At 63.9% G+C, this 18,238-nt stretch carries 16 protein-coding genes; 7 read left to right on the top strand and 9 right to left on the bottom strand.

Annotated features, from left to right (window positions below; translation table 11 throughout):
- From B5V03_RS39275 to B5V03_RS39305, 7 genes are all read right to left on the bottom strand, one after another.
- On the bottom strand, positions 1 to 756 hold a 756-nt coding region (locus B5V03_RS39275; protein WP_129275771.1), incomplete at its 3' end, for a TRAP transporter substrate-binding protein.
- Between the two features lie 416 nt (positions 757 to 1,172).
- The gene (locus tag B5V03_RS39280; protein WP_129275772.1) at positions 1,173 to 2,264 is read right to left on the bottom strand and encodes a TRAP transporter substrate-binding protein; all 1,092 of its coding nucleotides are present in this window, start codon (positions 2,262 to 2,264) and stop codon (positions 1,173 to 1,175) included.
- 452 nt (positions 2,265 to 2,716) lie between these two features.
- Positions 2,717 to 4,030: an NAD(P)H-dependent oxidoreductase gene (locus B5V03_RS39285; RefSeq protein ID WP_129275773.1), complete on the bottom strand. Its 1,314-nt coding sequence runs from the start codon at positions 4,028 to 4,030 to the stop codon at positions 2,717 to 2,719.
- Between the two features lie 152 nt (positions 4,031 to 4,182).
- Complete coding sequence (locus tag B5V03_RS39290) at positions 4,183 to 4,983, bottom strand: phytanoyl-CoA dioxygenase family protein (RefSeq protein ID WP_129275774.1); 801 nt, start codon at positions 4,981 to 4,983, stop codon at positions 4,183 to 4,185.
- A 120-nt stretch (positions 4,984 to 5,103) separates the two neighbouring features.
- A complete protein-coding gene (locus B5V03_RS39295) occupies positions 5,104 to 5,781 on the bottom strand; it encodes a GntR family transcriptional regulator (RefSeq protein ID WP_129275775.1) in 678 nt (225 codons plus the stop codon).
- 179 nt (positions 5,782 to 5,960) lie between these two features.
- Positions 5,961 to 6,773, bottom strand: coding sequence for an alpha/beta fold hydrolase (locus B5V03_RS39300; RefSeq protein ID WP_129275776.1), 813 nt, complete (start codon positions 6,771 to 6,773; stop codon positions 5,961 to 5,963).
- Positions 6,774 to 6,775: 2 nt separating this feature from the next.
- Complete coding sequence (locus B5V03_RS39305) at positions 6,776 to 7,594, bottom strand: alpha/beta fold hydrolase (RefSeq protein ID WP_129275777.1); 819 nt, start codon at positions 7,592 to 7,594, stop codon at positions 6,776 to 6,778.
- A gap of 137 nt (positions 7,595 to 7,731) precedes the next feature.
- On the opposite strand from B5V03_RS39305, the gene B5V03_RS39310 reads away from it, so the two are divergent.
- Positions 7,732 to 8,274, top strand: coding sequence for a methylated-DNA--[protein]-cysteine S-methyltransferase (locus tag B5V03_RS39310; RefSeq protein ID WP_129275778.1), 543 nt, complete (start codon positions 7,732 to 7,734; stop codon positions 8,272 to 8,274).
- 9 nt (positions 8,275 to 8,283) lie between these two features.
- Here B5V03_RS39310 and B5V03_RS39315 read toward each other — a convergent pair whose 3' ends face one another.
- Both B5V03_RS39315 and B5V03_RS39320 read right to left on the bottom strand, forming a co-directional pair.
- A complete protein-coding gene (locus B5V03_RS39315; RefSeq protein WP_129275779.1) occupies positions 8,284 to 9,828 on the bottom strand; it encodes an acyl-CoA synthetase in 1,545 nt (514 codons plus the stop codon).
- Between the two features lie 114 nt (positions 9,829 to 9,942).
- Positions 9,943 to 11,115, bottom strand: a complete 1,173-nt coding sequence (locus tag B5V03_RS39320; protein ID WP_129275780.1) for an acetyl-CoA C-acetyltransferase — start codon at positions 11,113 to 11,115, stop codon at positions 9,943 to 9,945.
- Positions 11,116 to 11,354: 239 nt separating this feature from the next.
- Between B5V03_RS39320 and B5V03_RS39325 the strand changes: the two genes are divergently transcribed.
- From B5V03_RS39325 to B5V03_RS39355, 6 genes are all read left to right on the top strand, one after another.
- The gene (locus tag B5V03_RS39325) at positions 11,355 to 11,933 is read left to right on the top strand and encodes a TetR family transcriptional regulator (RefSeq protein ID WP_245502486.1); all 579 of its coding nucleotides are present in this window, start codon (positions 11,355 to 11,357) and stop codon (positions 11,931 to 11,933) included.
- 54 nt (positions 11,934 to 11,987) lie between these two features.
- Entirely contained in the window at positions 11,988 to 12,746 is a 759-nt protein-coding gene (locus tag B5V03_RS39330; RefSeq protein WP_129275782.1) for an SDR family NAD(P)-dependent oxidoreductase, read from the top strand.
- Between the two features lie 213 nt (positions 12,747 to 12,959).
- Positions 12,960 to 13,766 (top strand): enoyl-CoA hydratase/isomerase family protein, encoded by an 807-nt coding sequence (locus B5V03_RS39340; RefSeq protein ID WP_129275783.1) that lies wholly within the window; start codon positions 12,960 to 12,962, stop codon positions 13,764 to 13,766.
- Between the two features lie 43 nt (positions 13,767 to 13,809).
- A complete protein-coding gene (locus B5V03_RS39345; protein ID WP_129275784.1) occupies positions 13,810 to 15,681 on the top strand; it encodes an AMP-binding protein in 1,872 nt (623 codons plus the stop codon).
- A gap of 28 nt (positions 15,682 to 15,709) precedes the next feature.
- The gene (locus B5V03_RS39350) at positions 15,710 to 16,837 is read left to right on the top strand and encodes an acyl-CoA dehydrogenase family protein (RefSeq protein ID WP_129275785.1); all 1,128 of its coding nucleotides are present in this window, start codon (positions 15,710 to 15,712) and stop codon (positions 16,835 to 16,837) included.
- Positions 16,838 to 16,956: 119 nt separating this feature from the next.
- Positions 16,957 to 18,201, top strand: a complete 1,245-nt coding sequence (locus B5V03_RS39355; RefSeq protein ID WP_129275786.1) for an acyl-CoA dehydrogenase — start codon at positions 16,957 to 16,959, stop codon at positions 18,199 to 18,201.
- The last annotated feature ends 37 nt before the right edge of the window (positions 18,202 to 18,238 follow it).

Raw genomic sequence — 18,238 nt, forward strand, 5'->3', positions numbered from 1 at the left:
GTCGAGATTCACGATGTTGTGGCCCTGGCCGGTGCCCTCCCACCAGCCCGGATAATAGTAGAATTTGGCGACCTTCACGAAGCCGAGCTTCTCGTCGTCATAGGGGCCAACCCATTCTGCGGCGTCGATCGTGCCCTTCTCCAGCGCCGGATAGATGTCGCCGCCCGCGATCTGCTGCGGCACGCCGCCGACTTTTGCGATGATCGTGCCGGCAAAGCCGCCGATGCGGAATTTCAATCCCTTGAAATCCTCCATCGACTTGATCTCCTTCCGGAACCAGCCGCCCATCTGGGCGCCGGTCGAGCCGGTTGGAATGCCGACCGTGTTGTATTCCTTCAGGAGGTCGTTGAGCATTTCGGTGCCGCCGCCGAACAACAGCCAGGAAATATGCGCGCGGGTGTTCAGCCCGAACGGCAGCGACGTGCCGAACGTGAAGGCGGGGTTCTTGCCCCAATAATAATACAGCGCCGTGTTGCCCATATCGACGGTGCCGTTCGACACGGCGTCGAGCACCTGCAGGCCCGGGACGATCTCGCCGGACGCAAACGGCTGGATCTGGAACTTGTTGTCGGTCGCCTCAGCCACGCGCTTGCAGAAATATTCGCAGCCGCCATAGAGCGTATCGAGCGCCTTGGGCCAGCTCGCGGCGAGCCGCCATCTCACCTCCGGCGAAGACTGTGCGATGGCCGGTGCCGCGACCGCTGTGCTCGCTGCAAGACCTGCGCCTGTCACTTTCAGGAAATCACGACGTTTCATGCGTATCCCTCCGTTGTGCCGATTGCTCGACTTAAGGGAACGATCTTCGTGTCGTCTTGGCTTGGTCGATAATCGATTTGGTGTTGTGAAGGTGTGAGCGTGTCCGGCGGCCCTTCAGGGCTCTTGGCGGATCCCGTGCGTTGCGGTTCCGCCCGTGAGGATGAGCGCTCGCCGTGCGATAATCAAGCGTCGTCGGGACGCTCGCAGTTGCGAAGGCCACCGCAGTCAGCGCCAACACCAGCTCCCGCAGGGTGGGCAAAGGTGCACTTGCGCCGTGCCCACGATCTGTCTGCGCCGGACTGAGGTGGTGGGCACGCTCCGCTTTGCCCACCCTACGAGAGCTGTGCTTAACGCAAGAAGCCCCGGAGACTTCTCCGGGGCTTCTCCGTCTTTAGTCGTGTGGCTCGTTCAGCGCCTCACGTCTTGGTCCGCATCCGCGCCATGAAGCTGTCGTAGCTCAGCTCGGCCACCTGGGTCCACGGCAGCGAGTCGTTCTTGAAGGCCATCATGCTCGCATGCATCTTGCCGAAATGCGGATTGGTCTTGGCGAGATCGGCATAGATCTCGTTCGCCGCGCCGTAGCAGGCCTCCAACACTTCCTGCGGAAAGCCCTTGAGGATCGCGCCGTTCACGATCAGCCGCTTCAGCGCCGGCGCGTTCACCGCATCGTACTTGCCGGTGATCCAAGTGAAGGTATCGCGCGACGCCGCGTCGACCGCCGCCTGGTAGTGCTTGGGCAGCGCGTTCCACTTGTCGATGTTGATGATATTGTGGCCCTGGCTCGTGCCTTCCCACCACCCCGGATAGTAATAATACTTCGCGACCTTGGCGAAGCCGAGCTTCTCGTCGTCATAGGGGCCGACCCACTCGGCCGCGTCGATCGTGCCCTTCTCCAGCGCCGGATAGATGTCGCCGCCGGCGAGTTGCTGCGGCACGCAACCGAGCTTGGCGAGGATGGTGCCGGCGAAGCCGCCGATGCGCATCTTCAGGCCCTTGAGATCGTCGGTGGTCTTGATCTCCTTCCTGAACCAGCCGCCCATCTGCGCGCCGGTGGACCCGGTCGGGATGCCGTAGACGTTGTGCTCTTTCAGCAGGTCGTTGACGAGATCCTGCCCGCCGCCCCACAGCAGCCAGGAAATCTGCTGGCGCGTGTTCAAGCCGAACGGCAGCGCGGTCGCGAAAGTGAAGGCGGGGTTCTTGCCCCAGTAATAATAAAGCGCGGTGTTGCCGATCTCGACCGTGCCGTTCGAGACGGCGTCGAGCACCTGCAAGCCCGGAACGATTTCGCCGGCCGCAAACGGCTGGATCTGGAATTTGTTGTCGGTGATGTCGGCGACCTTCTTGCAGAAATATTCGCAGCCGCCATAGAGCGTGTCGAGCGCCTTCGGCCAGCTCGTGGCGTAGCGCCACTTGACCTCGGGCGAGCCTTGCGCGATCGCGGGCGCAGCCACCGCTGCGCTCGCGGCCAGGCCAACGCCTGTCACCTTCAGAAAATCACGACGTTTCATGCGTACCCTCCGTTATGCCGATGCGTCGACCAGGGAACGATCTTGATGTCGTCTCTTCTTGCCGAAGCTCGAACTTGTTTTGTTTGAGGCTTGGTAGCGTTTCCGAATGGCCCTGATGGGCTCTTTTTGTTGGAAGTCCGATCATTGCGGTTCCGTCAGCAAGGATGACCGGAGGCCCCGCGATAATCAAGCCTCATGCTACCCTCGCAGCTGAGAACGCTGGCCAGACGAAAGTCGGGGGCGCCGGTGAATTTGCCGCATGATTGGGCAACAGCCTCCCCGCTCGCGGGGGAGGGCTGGGGAGAGGGTGTCTCGACAACGAAGACTCCCCCAGTGGAGAAAGCCCTCACCCGGCGCGCGGGACGATACTTCGCATCGCCCGGGACGCGCCGACTTCTCCCGCAAGCGGGAGAGGCGAGGAGCCCGCGGCCATACCAACTCAACCCAATCCTCTACCCCTCCTTCGCGAACGCCGCCTCCATCGCCTTCCTTGTCCTGATCGTCTCGTTATTGGCGTCGAATTCGACGTCGCTCCAGCGCACGATCTCGCCGTGGGCGACGTCGTGCTTCAGCTTGAGCCGATGCGCGAGACCAATCGGCAGCGCGCCTAACTTCAGGCTCGCAGCCGCCGGCACCAGCTTGCCCCACACCGTATAGCCACCTTCGCCGTCCAGCATCTCGCCGGCGCGCAAATTGCGTTTTGCGACCGACGCGACGTCGCCGCGGAAGCCGTAGGGCTGTCCGGTCGGCTCGCCCCGCAGCGCCGCCGACAGCACCGAGATGTTCAGCTCGAGCCCGATCAGGTGGTAGGGCTTGTACATCGCGGCAAAGCGTCCGCTGCTGTCGGTCTTCAGGCCGTACTGCTTGAAGCAGTCGGCGGCGTAGTCGTTCGGCGCCTCCAGCACGACATAGACGCCCCAGCGCAGATCGCGAAACACCGGACGACCGTCGCGCTCCAGTGAGGAGACCACCTCGACGACGCCCGAGCGCTCCAGCACGCCGCCCTTGTCGCTGGGACGCATGATGTGCGGCAAATCGTCCACGCCGCAGGGCGAAAACAACAGGCCACCGGCCGGCACGTCGAGCCCGCAGGCATTCGCGATCGCGGCCATCTCGATCGCCGATTTGGTGCCGTCGAGGAAGGAGTTGAACATCTGCGGATTCATGCCGGCCGACTGCGCTTCGCCCGCGGTCAGGCCATAATGCTGCCAGACGCCATCAGGCGTCACGTCGTGATAGGCCGGCAGATATTTTGTGCCCTTGCCGGCAGCAACCACGCGAAAGCCGGTGGCGCGGGCCCAGTCGACCATCTCGGCCGTCAGTGCCGGCTGGTCGCCATAGGCGAGCGAATAGACCACACCCGCCTTGCGTGCTTCCTCGGCGAGCAGTGGGCCTGCTAGCACGTCAGCCTCGACATTCACCATCACGATATGCTTGCCCGCTGCGATCGCTGCGCGCGCATGCTTGATGCCGACCGCGGGATTGCCGGTCGCCTCCACCACCACGTCCATCGCGCCGCCGGCAATCGCCCGCGCGCCGTCATCGGTGAACACGGTGGCCGCGATCCGCTCGGCGCTCCAGCCGACGGTGCGGCACGCCTCGCGTGCGCGCTCGCGGTCGATGTCGATGATGATGGGCACCTCCAGCCCCGGCGTGTGCGGCACCTGCGCCAGAAACATCGAGCCGAATTTGCCGGCGCCGATCAGCGCGACACGAACAGGCTTGCCGGCGGACGCGCGGGCCTGGAGCAGGCGGAAGAGGTTCATGATGCTACCTGATCAAGTATCGTGTCCCGGACGCGCTGCAACGCGTAGCGTTGCTGCGCAGAGCCGGGACCCAGAAAGACAAATGCTAGTGGCATGGGCCCCGGCTCAGCAGCGCATCACTGACGTGCTGCGCCGCATCCGGGGCACGAGACCTACTCCGCCGCCTGCCGCGGCGCCCGCGCCAGCCGCACCAGCGCATCATCATACACCGTCTTGATCGGCGCAAAATCGCGGTGCGCGATGTACTCCGGCCTGGTCGGCGTGCGGATGTAGTTCGAGACCGCGTTCAGCGTTAGGTACACGATCTTGCGCGGGTAGGGCGTGATGTTGCCGCTGGAGCCGTGCACGAGATTGCCGTGGAACATCAGCATGCCGCCAGGCTTGCCGGTCGGCGCCACGATGCCGCCCTGCTTGACCAGCCGCGTCACGGTCTCCTCGTCCAGCGTCCACAGCGGATAGGACGTGGTGGCAAGGTCATGCGAGGCCTTGAGATCGCCGGCATTCTGGCTGCGCGGCACCAGCATCAGCGGGCCGTTGATCGGCATCACCTCGTCGAGGAAGATCGCGATGTTCATCGCGCGCGGCTCCGGCATGCCGTCGTCGCGCTTCCAGGTGCCGTAATCCTGGTGCCACTGCCAGACATCGCCGGTGAAGGCCGATTTCGCGTTGATCTTGAACTGGTGCATGTAGACAGGCTCGCCGAACAGCTGCTCGACCGGATCGATCATGCGCGGATGCGCGCCGAGAATGCCGAAGGCCTCGTTGTAGAGATGCGCGGCAAAGGCCGTGCGCGGCGCGCCGCTCTTCTCGCGCCAGACCTCCGGCCGGTTGGCGTCATAAATGCCGACCGCCTCGCGCGCGAGCAGATCGACCTCCTCCTGGCTGAACAGCTCGGGCAAAAACAGCCAGCCCTCGCGGTGGAAGAACTCCAGTTGCTCCTGGGACAGTTTCATGGGTCGTCCTCCTGTTTGTTTTATTGTTTGCTCTCTCGTCATGGCCGGGCTTGACCCGGCCATCCTCGTCTTTGCTTCACGTTCAAAGAACGTGGATGCCCGGCATGACGGCGTTTGCCGCTACGCTGCCGCCTCGTCCGTCGCCCGCAATCTCTCCTCGGTCATCCGTCCCGCCGTCTGCGCATGCGCCAGCGCGGCGCGCTCGGCGGCCTTCGCATCGCCTGCGAGAATGTGTTTGGCGATATCGGCATGCTCCGCCCATGCGCTGCCGCGATAGTCGAGCTCCGACAGCACCGTCGCCATCGAACGCCGCATGTGCGGCCATTGCGGGGTGATCGTCTCCTCGATCACGGGATTGCCCGCGAGCTGATAGATCGCACGATGAAAATCGACGTCGAGCGTAATCAGCTCGGCAAGCGACGTGTTGCGATCAATGCGGCGCCCGGCGGCAAGTGCCGCGTCGAGCCGCGCGCGTCCCGCGGCATCGCTGGCGGCGCGCTGAGCTGCAAGCCGCGCGGCGAGCGCATCGATGGCGCCGCGCACCTCGTAGAGCTGGCGGATGCGCGAGGGATCGAGCTGGGTGACTTCAAAGCCGCGCTTGCCGCTCTCGGCGACGAGGCCCTGCCGGTGCAGCAGATGCAGCGCATGCGACACCGGCTGGCGCGACACGCCGAGCTTGTCGGCGAGCTCGTTCTGCCGGATGCGCTGGCCGGGCTGCAGCGTGCGGTCGGAGATCGCCTCCAGAATCCGCGCATAGACCTGGTCGATCAGGTTCGGAAGCGGGTCGAGAGGGATCACGCCGGCAGCTCCGGAAAAGGAATACAGAATTCCGTATTCGAAGGTATCGTGGGAGGGGGAAGCCGTCAAGACGGGGGTGGAAGGCCGTTTTTTGGACGGATCGCGCTAAGTCATTGATATCGCGAGGCCCGTCTACTGTGCATGGGGTTGTTTTCGCGAAAATGAGTCGGGGACCCCCGTCACGCCGCCAGAAACGAACTCACGACGTCGCCGAACTCCAGCGGTGCCTGCTCGAACATCCAGTGTCCGGCATTGGGGATCACCGCCGTCTTGCTGCCCGCGATGTGCCCGGCCAGCACGCGCCACATCACCGACAGGCTGCCCGTGGTCGCGCCGCCGCCGATCAGCAGCGTAGGCGTCTGGATCGCTTGCGCATCGGCAAGCGTGTAGGGCCTGCGCTGCTCGTTGATCTGGCCGAGGAAGGTGAGCGCGTTGTCGCGCAGCTGCTGCTTGGCCGCCGCCGGCACGCGCCGCCACGAGCCGTCGCCTTCGATGCCCTCGTAGAAGTTCTGCAGCGCGCCCTCGATATCGCCGGCGCGGATCATCTCGACCGAGCGCGCCGTGCGTGCGGCGAGCGGCGGATGCGCGGGCGTGCCCGTGGGCACCGGCAGGCTGGCATCGAGATCTCCGCCCGGCTCGGCCAGCACCAGTTTTCGCAGCAGATCAGGCCGCGCCTGCGCAACACGAAACGCAATATGGCCGCCACGCGAATGGCCCATCAGATCGACCGGCCCAAGCGTGACCTGCTCGATGAAGGCGATCGTGTCAGAGACGTGCTGGGCCATCTTGTAGTCGTCGCCGACGGCATCCCAATGCTCGGGAAAGAAATGCCGCAGGCTGACCGAGATCACACGATGGGTCTTCGACAGCGGTCCAAGCACGGAATACCAGGTGCGGAAATCCCCGAGCGTGCCATGCACGCAGACCAGCGGCGGGCCGTCTCCAACTTCGAGATAGGCCATGTCGTAACCGTTGACGCGAAATGTCTGCATGATCAGCTCGCCAGGAAGTCGAGAACCACTTCGGAGTATTTCTGCGGCGCCTGCTCGAACATCGGATGCGTCGCGTTCGGGATGATCGCCGTCTTGGAATAGGGCACATGCGCGGCGAGCGCATGCAGCACCTTTGGCAGCAGGCCCTTGGTCCGCGCGCCCAGGATGAACAGCGTCGGCATCTTGATGGACTCCGCATCCGCCTTCGAGAACGGCGGGCGGTTGTCGCGAACCTGGCCGATCAGGGTAAAGGCGTTGTCGCGAAGGTTCTGCTTCACCATCGCCGGCAGCCGCGGCCATGTGCCGGCGCCCTCCAGCGTGTCGACAAAGACGGCGAGGCCGCCGTCGACATCGCCCGCCGAAATCTTCTCGGCCGAGGCCGTGAAGCGCGCCAGCAGCGGCGAGGGGCCGCCGGCATAATCGGGATCAAGGCTGGCATCGAGCTCGCCGCCGGGCTCGGCCAGGATCAGCCGCCGCAGCAGGTCCGGCCGCCGCTGCGCCACGCGAAAACAGATGTGCCCGCCGCGGGAATGGCCCATCAGATCGACCGGGCCGAGGTCGAGTTTTTCGATGAAGGCGATGACGTCCTGGACATGCTGGGCGATCGAATAGGTGTCGCCGACCCCGTCCCAGCGTTCCGGGAAGAAATGCCGCAAGCTGACAGCGATCACCCGATGCCGCTGCGTCATCGGTCCGAGCACGCAGCCCCAGACGCGGAAGTCGTTGAGGGAGCCGTGTACACAGATCAGCGGCGGGCGGCCCCTCTCCTCACCCACGTCGAGATAGGGCATGTCGTATCCGTTGACGTGGAGGCTTTGCATTCTCGGCTCGCGAAGGGGGCGGAACTCCTGTGCAAGATTCACGGAAACCGGGTGGATCGCAACTATTTCCAAGCCTAGATATAGCCGCAGATCACAATGGGGGCATGCGTCGAGGACGTGAGGTTAGGACCCAAGCCATGACCGACCAGCATTTTGCCCTGTTCGACACCGAGATCGGCCTCTGCGCCATCGCCTGGGGCCCGCGCGGCATCAACGGCACGCAACTGCCGATGGGCGGCGAGCAGAAGATCCGCACCCGCATCAGCCAGCGCCACGCTGAGGCCACCGAAGCCGAGCCGACCGCCGAGGTGCGAGAGGCGATCGACCGCATCGTCAAACTGCTCGCGGGCGAGCCGGATGATCTCACCGACATCCCGCTCGATCTCGACGGCGTCCCTGACTTCAACCGCGGTGTCTACGCGATCGCCCGCGCCATCCCGCCCGGCAAGACCATCACCTATGGCGATATCGCCAAGCAGCTCGGTGGTGTCCAGTTGTCACGCGACGTCGGCCAGGCGCTCGGGCACAACCCGTGCCCGATCGTCGTGCCCTGCCATCGCGTGCTGGCCGCCGGCAACAAGCCCGGCGGCTTCTCGGCGAACGGCGGCGTGGTGACGAAGCTGAAGATGCTCGAGATCGAAGGCGCGCTGGTGAACCACACGCCGAGCCTGTTTGATTGAGGCTCGGCGTTAAATCTTCGCCACCGTCGTCGGCCAATATTTGTCGCGCAGGTGCCGCTTTACCAGCTTGCCCGTCGGCGTGCGCGGCAGCTCGGCTTCGAAATCGATCGAGCGCGGGCACTTGATCGCGGAGAGGCGCGTCTTGCAGTAGGCGATCAGGTCGGCCTCGAGCACCTTGCCCGCACGCTTCATGTCGTGCGGCTGCACCACGGCCTTCACCTCTTCGCCCATCTCCTCGTTCGGCACGCCGAACACGGCGACGTCGGCGATTTCGGGATGGGTGATCAGCACGTCCTCGGTCTCCTGCGGATAGATGTTCACCCCGCCGGAAATGATCATGTAGGACTTGCGGTCGGTGAGGAACAGGAAGCCGTCCTTGTCGAGATAGCCGACGTCGCCGAGCGTCGACCAGCCCTTGGCGTTGTAGGCCTTCTTCGTCTTCTCGGGGTCGTTGTGATAGGTGAAGGCGGGCGCATCGGCGAAGTAGACGGTGCCGATCTCGCCTGGCGGCTGCTCCTCGTCGTTCTCGTCCAGAATCTTGATCTTGCCGACGACGGCGCGGCCGACGCTGCCGCGATGCTCCAGCCACTGCTGCGAGTTGCAGACGGTGACGCCGTTGCCTTCCGAGCCTGCGTAATACTCGATCAGGATCGGCCCCCACCATTCGATCATTTTTGCCTTGACCTCGACCGGGCAGGGCGCTGCGGCATGGATCGCGCCCTTCAGCGTCGAGACGTTGTACTTCGCGCGGATCTCGTCCGGCAGCTTCAGCATGCGCACGAACATCGTCGGCACCAGCTGCGACTGCGTCACCTCATATTTTTCGACCAGCTTCAAGAACTCTTCGGCGTCAAAATGCTCCATGATGATGGAGGTGCCGCCGAGCACGATCGCCATCATGTTGAAGCGCAGGGGAGCGGCGTGATAGAGCGGCGCCGGCGAGAGGTAGGTGCTTTCGGCATCCATGCGGCACATGTCGGCACAGAGCACCTTCAGGAGCGGATTCGGCACATCGATGGTCTTGCCTTCGAACGCCTTCTTGATGCCCTTGGGCCGGCCGGTTGTGCCGGACGAATACAGCATGTCGTAGCCGGCGACCTCATCCGCGACAGGCGCCACAGCTTGCGCGGCCGCTTCCTTGTCGTAGGAGCGGAAGCCCGGAAGGGGCTCGTCCATCATGTAGAAGATCGGCTCGCCCGGCGTGCCCTTGACCAGATCCTTGATCTGGTCGGCGCATTTCGGCGTGGTGATCACGACCTTGGCGCCGCAATCGGCGATGATGTAGTCGATCTCGTCCTGCTTCAGATAACGGCTGATCGCGGTGTAATAGAGCCCGCTGCGTTGTGCCGCCCAGCAGATCTCCATGAAGGCGAGGCGGTTCTCCATCAGCAGCGCGATGTGGTCGCCGGCCTTCAGGCCCAGCGAGCGAAACAGGTTTGCGCCCTGGTTCGAGAGCTCGTCGAGCTCGCGATAGGTGATCGCCTTGCCGGTCCCGGCCATCTGATAAGCGATCTTGTCGGGCGTGATGCGGGCGTAGATGGACGGATGGGTCATGGCGCTTCCTCAGGACGCGAATGGCGAGTAGCGAATGGCGAATAGGGAAGAAGGGCAAATCGCCTTTCACCTACCCACTATTCGCTACTCGCCATTCACCATTCGCTTTATTTTCTACAGCCGTTCGACGATCGTCACGTTGGCCATGCCGCCGCCTTCGCACATGGTCTGGAGGCCATAGCGCTTGCCGCGCTGGTGCAGGGCGTGGACCAGCGTCGTCATCAGCTTGGTGCCGGAGCCGCCGAGCGGATGGCCGAGCGCGATGGCGCCGCCGTTGACGTTGAGACGCTCCGGATCGGCGCCGGTGGTCTTCAGCCAGCCGGTCGGCACCGAGGCAAAGGCCTCGTTGACTTCGAACAGGTCGATGTCGTCGATCTTCATGCCGGCCTTTTCCAGCGCGCGCTTGGTGGCGTGCAGGGGAGCATCGAGCATGATCACGGGATCGCCTCCGGTCATGGTCATGTGATGGATGCGTGCCAGCGGTGTGAGGCCGAGCTGCTTGAGGCCGCGCTCGTTGACGACCATCACGCCGGAAGCGCCGTCGCAGATCTGGCTGGCGCTCGCCGCAGTGAGCTTGCCGTTCTCGGCGATCAGCTTGACGCCCTTGATGCCGTCGAGCGTGGCGTCGAAGCGGATGCCTTCGTCGATCTGATGGGTGTCCTTGCTGCCGTCGGCGCGGGTGATCTCGAGCGGCACGATCTCCTTCTTGAAGTGACCGGCTTGAGTGGCCGCAATCGCGCGCTGGTGGCTCTGGTAAGAATATTCGTCGAGATCGTTTTTGGAGAGGCCGTACTTCTCGGCCATCATCTCGGCGCCGGTGAACTGGCTGAACACGATGTTCGGATACTTCGCCTCGATGCCTGGGCTCTTGTAATTGCCAAAGCCGTTCTTGGCCGGAAGCTGCGAAGACAGGCCCATCGGCACGCGGGTCATCGATTCCACGCCGGCGGCAATAACAACGTCCATTGCGCCTGACATCACGGCTTGAGCCGCGAAGTGCAGCGCCTGTTGCGAGGAGCCGCATTGGCGGTCGATTGAGGTGCCCGGAACGCTCTCCGGCAGCTTCGAGGCCATGATTGCGTTGCGCGCGACGTTGTTGGACTGCTCGCCGACCTGCATCACGCAGCCCATGATGACGTCCTCGACCAGCGCGGGATCGACCTTGGTGCGATCGACCAGCTCGTCCAACACTTTTGCGGCGAGATCGGCCGGATGCCAGCCGGCGAGGCGGCCCCCCTTGCGCCCGCCCGCGGTACGCGCAGCGGCGACGATGTAAGCCTCGGCCATTTCGGTCTCTCCCTGGATTGTTCTTGATAGGGTTGGGTTGTCGGGGGCGGATTTAAGGGGCGGGATATCGTTTAGTCAATCGATCAATTAACTCTTGTGATGAGGCGCTGCTTCGGCTTATCTGCGGCCCGCTTCAGGCGGCGAGAACGGGGATCTCCGTGACTACCAGCGTACCGAACAGGCTCCCCAGCGGGAAAAATTCCACGGCAGAGAAATTGCTCGTGGCCGCGAGCGAGCTGATGATCGAACGCTCCTCGATCGAGATCTCGCTGTCCGACATCGCCCAGAAGTCGGGCGCCAATGCCGCGCTAGTCAAATATCATTTCGGCAACAAGGACGGCCTCTTGCTGGCGCTGCTCGAGCGCGACGCCGGGACGGAGCTGTCCAATCTCGAATATCTGCTGGCGCAGCCGATCACGCCGACGGCGAAGCTGAAGCTGCATATCGCCGGCATCATCCGTGCCTATCACCGGTTCCCCTACATGAACCGGCTGATCCACTATCTCCTGCACGAGAGCGTTGCGGGCTCCGCAGACGAAGTTTCGAAGTTCTTCGTGGCGCCGCTTTTGGACTTCCACCGCCGCTTGCTCGCCGAGGGCGTCAGCCGCGGCGAATTCCGCGCCACCGATCCGGTGCTGTTCTACACCAGCCTGATCGGCGCCTGCGATCATCTGTTCTTCGGCCGGCACGCGATGTCTCGCGCGACCGGCGTCGGTCCGGTCACCGATGACGTCTGCCGGCAATATATCAAGCACATGGAAACGCTGATCTGCGGTGGCATCCTCACGCAAGCCGGGGAAGCCGTCGCGGCCGGATAATCCGGTCATCACTCTCAAGTCCAGAGAAGAAACGTCCAAGGAAAGGTACAAGCGATGGAACTGAAAGACGTAGCCGTTCTCATCACCGGTGGTGGTTCGGGTCTCGGCGAAGCGACCGCCCGCGCCATGGCGGCCAGGGGCGCGAGGATCGGCGTGATCGACCAGAACAAGGACAACGCCGAGAAGGTCGCCGCCGAGGTCAAGGGCGTCGCGCTCCATGCCGACGTCACCAGCGAAGAGCAGATCAAGGCCGCGATCGCAAAGGCGGAAGCCGCGCATGGCGTTGCGCGCGTGCTGATGAACTGCGCCGGCATCGGTGGCTCGCAGCGCATCGTCGGCCGCGACGGCGTCTATCCGCTCGAAAAGTTCGCGCGCATCATCAACGTCAATCTGATCGGCACCTTCAACTGCCTGCGTTTGTTTGCCGAGCGCCTCGTCACGATCGAGCCGGTCGGCGAGGAGCGCGGCGTCATCATCAACACCGCCTCGGTTGCCGCTTACGAAGGCCAGATCGGCCAGATCGCCTATTCGGCCTCGAAGGGCGGCGTTGTCGGCCTCACGCTGCCTGCCGCGCGCGACCTCGCGAGCCAAAAAATCCGCGTCAACACCATTGCGCCCGGCCTGTTCTTCACGCCGCTGTTGATGGGTCTGAACGAGGAAGCCCGCAAGAGCCTCGGCGCCCAGGTCCCGCATCCCTCGCGCCTCGGCGATGCCAAGGAATACGGCGCACTCGCCGTGCACATCGTCGAGAATGCGATGCTCAATGGCGAGACCATCCGTCTCGACGGAGCGATCCGGATGGCGCCGCGATAGGCGGTGCATCTCTTACCCTCCCCTGGAGGGGGAGGGTCGATCGCGCGTAGCGCGAGCGGGGTGGGGTGATCTCTCCACACGGGCAGCGTCTCAAGCGGAGAGACTGTCACCCCACCCCGTCTCACATTTCGCTGCGCTCAATGTGAGCCGACCCTCCCCCTCCAGGGGAGGGTGGGAGACGGTCTTCGTGTGGCAAGAAAGTGCGAGGCCCCCATGTCCCAACCGCTGCTGATCGAGCATGACGACGGCGTCGACCGGGTGACGCTCAATCGTCCTGATAGTCTCAACGCGCTCGATCCCGCGCTGATCGATGCGCTCAACGTTTATTTCCAGGGCCTCCAGCGCAATCGTGACACGCGCGTGGTGGTGCTGAAGGGCGCCGGCAAGAATTTTTGTGCGGGCCTCGATCTCAAGGCGGCCATGCAACGCCGTGCCGGGCAGCAGGAGCCGCCGGGCGTCACCGAGTCCCTCGACTCGCAGCGCCGCATTGCCGACATCGTGATGCTGATGCGGCGCTGTCCGCAGCCGATCATCTCGCTGGTGCAGGGCGCGGCGGCCGGAGGTGGTTTTGCGCTGGCGCTTGCCTCCGACATCCGCATCGCGACGAAGTCGGCGCGGATGAATTGCGCGTTCATCAAGCTTGGCCTTGGCGGCTGCGACATCGGCACCAGCTATTTTCTGCCGCGCCTCGTTGGTGTCTCCGTGGCATCCGAATTGATCCTCACGGGACGTTTCATCGGCGCCGAGCGCGCGCTTGCTGTCGGGCTCGTCTCTGAGGTCGTGGATGAAGACAAGCTCGATGCCGCGGCCGAGTCCTATGTCGATGCGATGGTGGCGGCCTCGCCCGTGGGGCTGCGCCTGTCAAAGGAATGCCTCAACATGAGCGTCGATGCGGGATCGCTGGAAGCCGTGATCGCGATGGAGGACCGCAACCAGGTTTTGTGCAGCCGCTCCGATGAATTTTCGGAAGGCATCAGGGCCTTCCTTGAGAAGCGAAAGCCTGTCTATATCAAGCGCTGAACGACAAAGATCCGCCAAGGACGATAATTCCGGGAGACGCAAAATGAGTGGAAGCGCGGCGGCAGCGATGACGAAGCCCGCCTTTCGCAAGGTCGAATGGCTCGCGCGCGACATCGATGTCGAGCGCCGCGGCGACGGCACGGTGGTGCTGAAGTCGCGCATTCCGCTGCAGGCTTACGAGAAGCATCTTCCGGCTTCGCTGGCGAAATGGGCGAAGCAAGCGCCCGAGCGTACCTGGCTCGCGCAGCGCGGCGGAGCGAATCGCGAATGGCGCAAGGTGTCCTATGGTGAGGCCAAGCGCGCCGTGGATGCGCTGACGCAGGCGCTGCTGAATCTCAAGCTAGAGGGACGCCCGGTCGCGATTCTTTCCGGCAACTCAATCGAGCACGCGCTGATGACGCAGGCCGCAATGCAGGCGAGGTCGCCGGCAGCGCCGGTGTCGCCGGCCTACTCGTTGATGAGCCATGATCATGTCAAGCTGAAGTACCTGTTCGACCTGATCAAGCCGGCCGTCGTGATGGTGCAGGACGGGCCGACGTTCGAGAGGGCGCTGAAGGCACTCGATCTGACCGGCGTCACCGTCGTTCACGTGGTGCGTCCGTGCGATGGCATCAAGAGCGTCGGCTTTGCCGAGCTGGCGGCGACCCCAGTGACGAAGGATGTCGAGCCCTCGATCGCAAAAATCACGCCCGACACCGTCGGCAAGCTGCTGTTCACGTCAGGCTCGACCGGCATGCCCAAGGCCGTCATCAACACGCAGGAGATGATGTGTGCCAATGCAGCGATGATGATGCAGGTGCGGCCGCGCATTCCGGGCGGCCCGCTCCCGGTCGTTCTCGACTGGATGCCGTGGAATCACACCATGGGCGGCAATGCTGCGTTCCACCCCGTTCTGGTCGATGGCGGCACACTCTATATCGACGACGGCCGGCCGATGCCGGGGCAGCTGGAAGAGACCATCAAGAACCTGCGCGAGGTTTCGCCGACCTATTACGCCAACGTGCCGGCCGGCTATGCCGCGCTTGCCGCCGCGATGGAAAAGGACGATGCGCTCTGCCGCTCCTTCTTCAAGAACCTCTCGATCATGGCTTATGGCGGCGCGCGGCTTCCGGACGATCTCTATGACCGCATGCAGGCGCTGGCCGTGAAGACCACCGGCGAGCGCATCGTGTTCTACACCGGCTGGGGCTCGACCGAGACCTCGCCGACCTCGACCGGCACCTATTGGGACACCGAGCGTGTCGGCCTGATCGGTCTGCCGTTCCCCGGCGTCGAATTGAAGATGGTGCCGTGCGGCTCGAAATACGAGCTGCGCCTGCGCGGCGTCAACGTCACGCCCGGCTATTTTGGTCAGCCGGATCTGACGAAGAAGATGTTCGACGAAGAAGGCTTTTACTGCATCGGCGATGCCGGCATTTTCGTCGACGATGCCGATCCGGTGAAGGGCATCATCTTCGCCGGCCGCGTGGTCGAGGATTTCAAGCTCACCACCGGGACGTTCGTGCATGTCGGCTCGCTGCGCACCGATGCGATTGCGGCCGCAACGCCTGTCGTGCATGACGCACTGGTCGCGGGGCAGGATCGCGCCTTCATCGGTTTGCTCGCCTGGCCGAACCTGCATGCTTGCCGCCAGCTCGTCGGCAATGCCGATCTCAGCTTCGACGATGCTGTGAAGCATCCCGAGGTGATCGCCTGCTTCAAGCGCGGGTTGGAGGCGCATAACAAAGAGTGCGAAGGCGCCAGCAGCCGCATCATCGCGCGCGCGATGCTGATGGCCGAACCGCCCTCGATCGACGGCAATGAGCTCACCGACAAGGGCTACATCAACCAGCGCGCCGGCCTTGAGCGCCGCGTGGCGCTGGTGGAGCGGCTCTACGCGGACAAGCCGGATCAGGACGTCATCATTCTCAAGTAGTCGACACGATCAACACAGGTATGCCGCCATGAACTTCGATTTCTCCGACGACCAGAAGCAACTCCGCGATCAGGCACGCAAGTTCCTCGCCGAGAAGTGCTCGCCGAAGGCAGTGCGAATCGTGCTCGACGGCAAAGCTCCTTACGACAAGGAGCTCTGGAAGGGCCTTGCCGAGATGGGCTTCCTCGGCGTCGCGATCCCCGAGGAGTTCGGCGGCGCGGGAGCAGGCCATCTCGAGCTCTGCGTGATCGCGGAGGAGATGGGCCGGGCGAATGCGCCAGTGCCGTTTTCCTCGACCGTCTATCTCGCGGCCGAAGCGCTGCTGATCGCGGGGAGCGACGCGCAGAAGAAAAAGTGGCTGCCGGCGATCTCCTCGGGCGAGGCGATCGGCACGCTGGCGTTGTTCGAGGGGAAGGGCAATCCATCGGCCAAGAACGTCACGCTCGCGGCTGCGAATGGCGTGCTCAACGGCGTCAAGAAACCGGTGGCTGATGGCGCGATCGCCGATTTCGCGGTGGTTGCCGCGCGCACGGGATCGAGCGGACGCGACGGCGACATCTCGCTGTTCCTGGTCGGTCTCAAAGCTGGTGGCGTCGAGGTGAAGAGCCTCACCAATCTCGATCCGACCCGCGGGCAGGCCGAGATCACCTTCAAGGACGCTAAGGCCGAGCCGCTCGGTGCTGCCGGCGAAGGTTGGAGCATTCTGACCCAGGTGCTCGACCGCGCCGCGGTGCTGTGCGCCTTCGAGCAAGTCGGCGGCTCCGACCGCGCGCTCGAAATGGGGCGCGACTACGCGCTCGATCGTATCGCCTTCGGCCGTCAGATCGGCTCGTTCCAGGCGGTCAAGCACATGCTGGCCGATATGTACGTCTCGGCGACGCTGGCGCGCTCCAACAGCTATTACGGCGCCTGGGCGCTCTCGACCAATGCGGGCGAACTGCCGGAAGCGGCAGCTGCCGCGCGCATCAGCGCGACGCAGGCGTTCCAGCACTGCGCCAAGAACAATATCCAGGTTCACGGCGGCATGGGCTTCACCTGGGAGTTCGACTGCCACATGTACTACCGCCGCGCCAACGCCATGGCGCTCGGGCTCGGCAGCCTCACTTATTGGGAAGATCAGTTGATCGACCGCATGCGCAAGAAGAACGCGGCGTAACGCGCGGTGATTTGTAGGATGGGTAGAGCGTAGCGAAACCCATCATGACGCGGGTGGTCTAAGAGATGGGTTTCGCTCCGCTCTACCCATCCTACGGTGCCTGCGAAGGATGAGAGACCATGAACTTCGACGACACCCCGCAGGAAGCCGAATTCCGCGCCACTGCCCGCGCATGGATCGGTGCCAACGCGCCCAAGCAATATGAAGACGAGTTGCGCAAATCCTCGCTCGGCCGCACAGCGCTCAAGAACGCCAACATTCTTGAAGTTGCAAAAGCCTGGCAGAAGAAGAAAGCAGACGCCGGCTGGGCCTGCCTGCACTGGCCGAAGGAGTATGGTGGCCGCGGCTCGTCGCCGATCGAGCGCGTGATCTGGCAGCAGGAAGAAGGGCCATTCGGCCAACTGTCCCGCATGTTCATCATAGGCCACGGCATGTGCGGGCCGACCATGATGGCGTTCGCGCGCGAGGAGCATAAGCGCACTTATCTGCCGCCGCTCGCTTCCGGCGAAAAGGTGTGGTGCCAGCTGTTCTCAGAACCGGCCGGCGGCTCCGACGTCGCGGGCCTGCGCACGCGCGCCGAGAAGGATGGTGACGACTGGGTCATCAACGGCCAGAAGATCTGGACCTCGGGCGCGCATTATTCCGACTACGGCATTTTGCTTACCCGCACCGATCCCACCGTGCCCAAGCACAAGGGCCTCACCATGTTCTTCCTGGACATGAAGAGCGAGGGAGTCGAGGTGCGGCCGATCAAGCAGGCGAGCGGCGCCTCCGATTTCAACGAGGTCTATTTCACCAACGTCCGCATCCCCGATCATCAGCGGCTCGGTGAGGTAGGTGACGGCTGGAATGTCTCGCTGACCACGCTGATGAACGAGCGCAGCGCGATCGGCGCGGCCGTCTCGACCGGTTTTCCGGAGCTGTTCGAGTATTGCTCCAGCCTGATGCTCGACGACGGTCCGGCGATCGAGGATCGCGCGGTGCGCTCGAAGCTCGCGAACTGGGCGGTGAAGGCGAGCGGGCTGAAATACACCAGCATGCGCGCGATCTCCGCGCTGTCGAAGGGCGAGCGCCCGGGTCCGGAAAATTCGATCGGCAAGCTGGTAGCGGGCTCCATGATCCAGGACGTCGCGACCTACGCGCTCGATCTGCAAGGCGCGAGCGGTGTCGTCAGTGGCCCCGAGGATGCCGAGCTCGCCGGCCGTTTCCAGGCGATGCTGCTGCGGGCGCCCGGCACCCGCGTCGAAGGCGGCACCGACGAGATCATGCGCAACATCATCGCCGAGCGAGTGCTGGGCCTGCCCGGCGATATCCGGGTCGACAAGGACGTGCCGTTCAACAAGATCCCGACCAAGGGAAGATGAGTTGGTGTCCCGGACGCGATGCGGCGCTTAAGCGCCG

Origin of the sequence: Bradyrhizobium betae (assembly GCF_004123905.1) — a bacterium.
Classification (GTDB): Bacteria; Pseudomonadota; Alphaproteobacteria; order Rhizobiales; family Xanthobacteraceae; genus Bradyrhizobium; species Bradyrhizobium betae_A.

Coding starts and splice junctions, on each gene's coding strand:
- B5V03_RS39280 (WP_129275772.1), bottom strand. CDS start 2,264: ATGAAACGTCGTGATTTTCTGAAGGTGACAGGCGTTGGCCTGGCCGCG.
- B5V03_RS39285 (WP_129275773.1), bottom strand. CDS start 4,030: ATGAACCTCTTCCGCCTGCTCCAGGCCCGCGCGTCCGCCGGCAAGCCT.
- B5V03_RS39290 (WP_129275774.1), bottom strand. CDS start 4,983: ATGAAACTGTCCCAGGAGCAACTGGAGTTCTTCCACCGCGAGGGCTGG.
- B5V03_RS39300 (WP_129275776.1), bottom strand. CDS start 6,773: ATGCAGACATTTCGCGTCAACGGTTACGACATGGCCTATCTCGAAGTT.
- B5V03_RS39305 (WP_129275777.1), bottom strand. CDS start 7,594: ATGCAAAGCCTCCACGTCAACGGATACGACATGCCCTATCTCGACGTG.
- B5V03_RS39310 (WP_129275778.1), top strand. CDS start 7,732: ATGACCGACCAGCATTTTGCCCTGTTCGACACCGAGATCGGCCTCTGC.
- B5V03_RS39315 (WP_129275779.1), bottom strand. CDS start 9,828: ATGACCCATCCGTCCATCTACGCCCGCATCACGCCCGACAAGATCGCT.
- B5V03_RS39320 (WP_129275780.1), bottom strand. CDS start 11,115: ATGGCCGAGGCTTACATCGTCGCCGCTGCGCGTACCGCGGGCGGGCGC.
- B5V03_RS39325 (WP_245502486.1), top strand. CDS start 11,355: ATGATCGAACGCTCCTCGATCGAGATCTCGCTGTCCGACATCGCCCAG.
- B5V03_RS39330 (WP_129275782.1), top strand. CDS start 11,988: ATGGAACTGAAAGACGTAGCCGTTCTCATCACCGGTGGTGGTTCGGGT.
- B5V03_RS39340 (WP_129275783.1), top strand. CDS start 12,960: ATGTCCCAACCGCTGCTGATCGAGCATGACGACGGCGTCGACCGGGTG.
- B5V03_RS39345 (WP_129275784.1), top strand. CDS start 13,810: ATGAGTGGAAGCGCGGCGGCAGCGATGACGAAGCCCGCCTTTCGCAAG.
- B5V03_RS39350 (WP_129275785.1), top strand. CDS start 15,710: ATGAACTTCGATTTCTCCGACGACCAGAAGCAACTCCGCGATCAGGCA.
- B5V03_RS39355 (WP_129275786.1), top strand. CDS start 16,957: ATGAACTTCGACGACACCCCGCAGGAAGCCGAATTCCGCGCCACTGCC.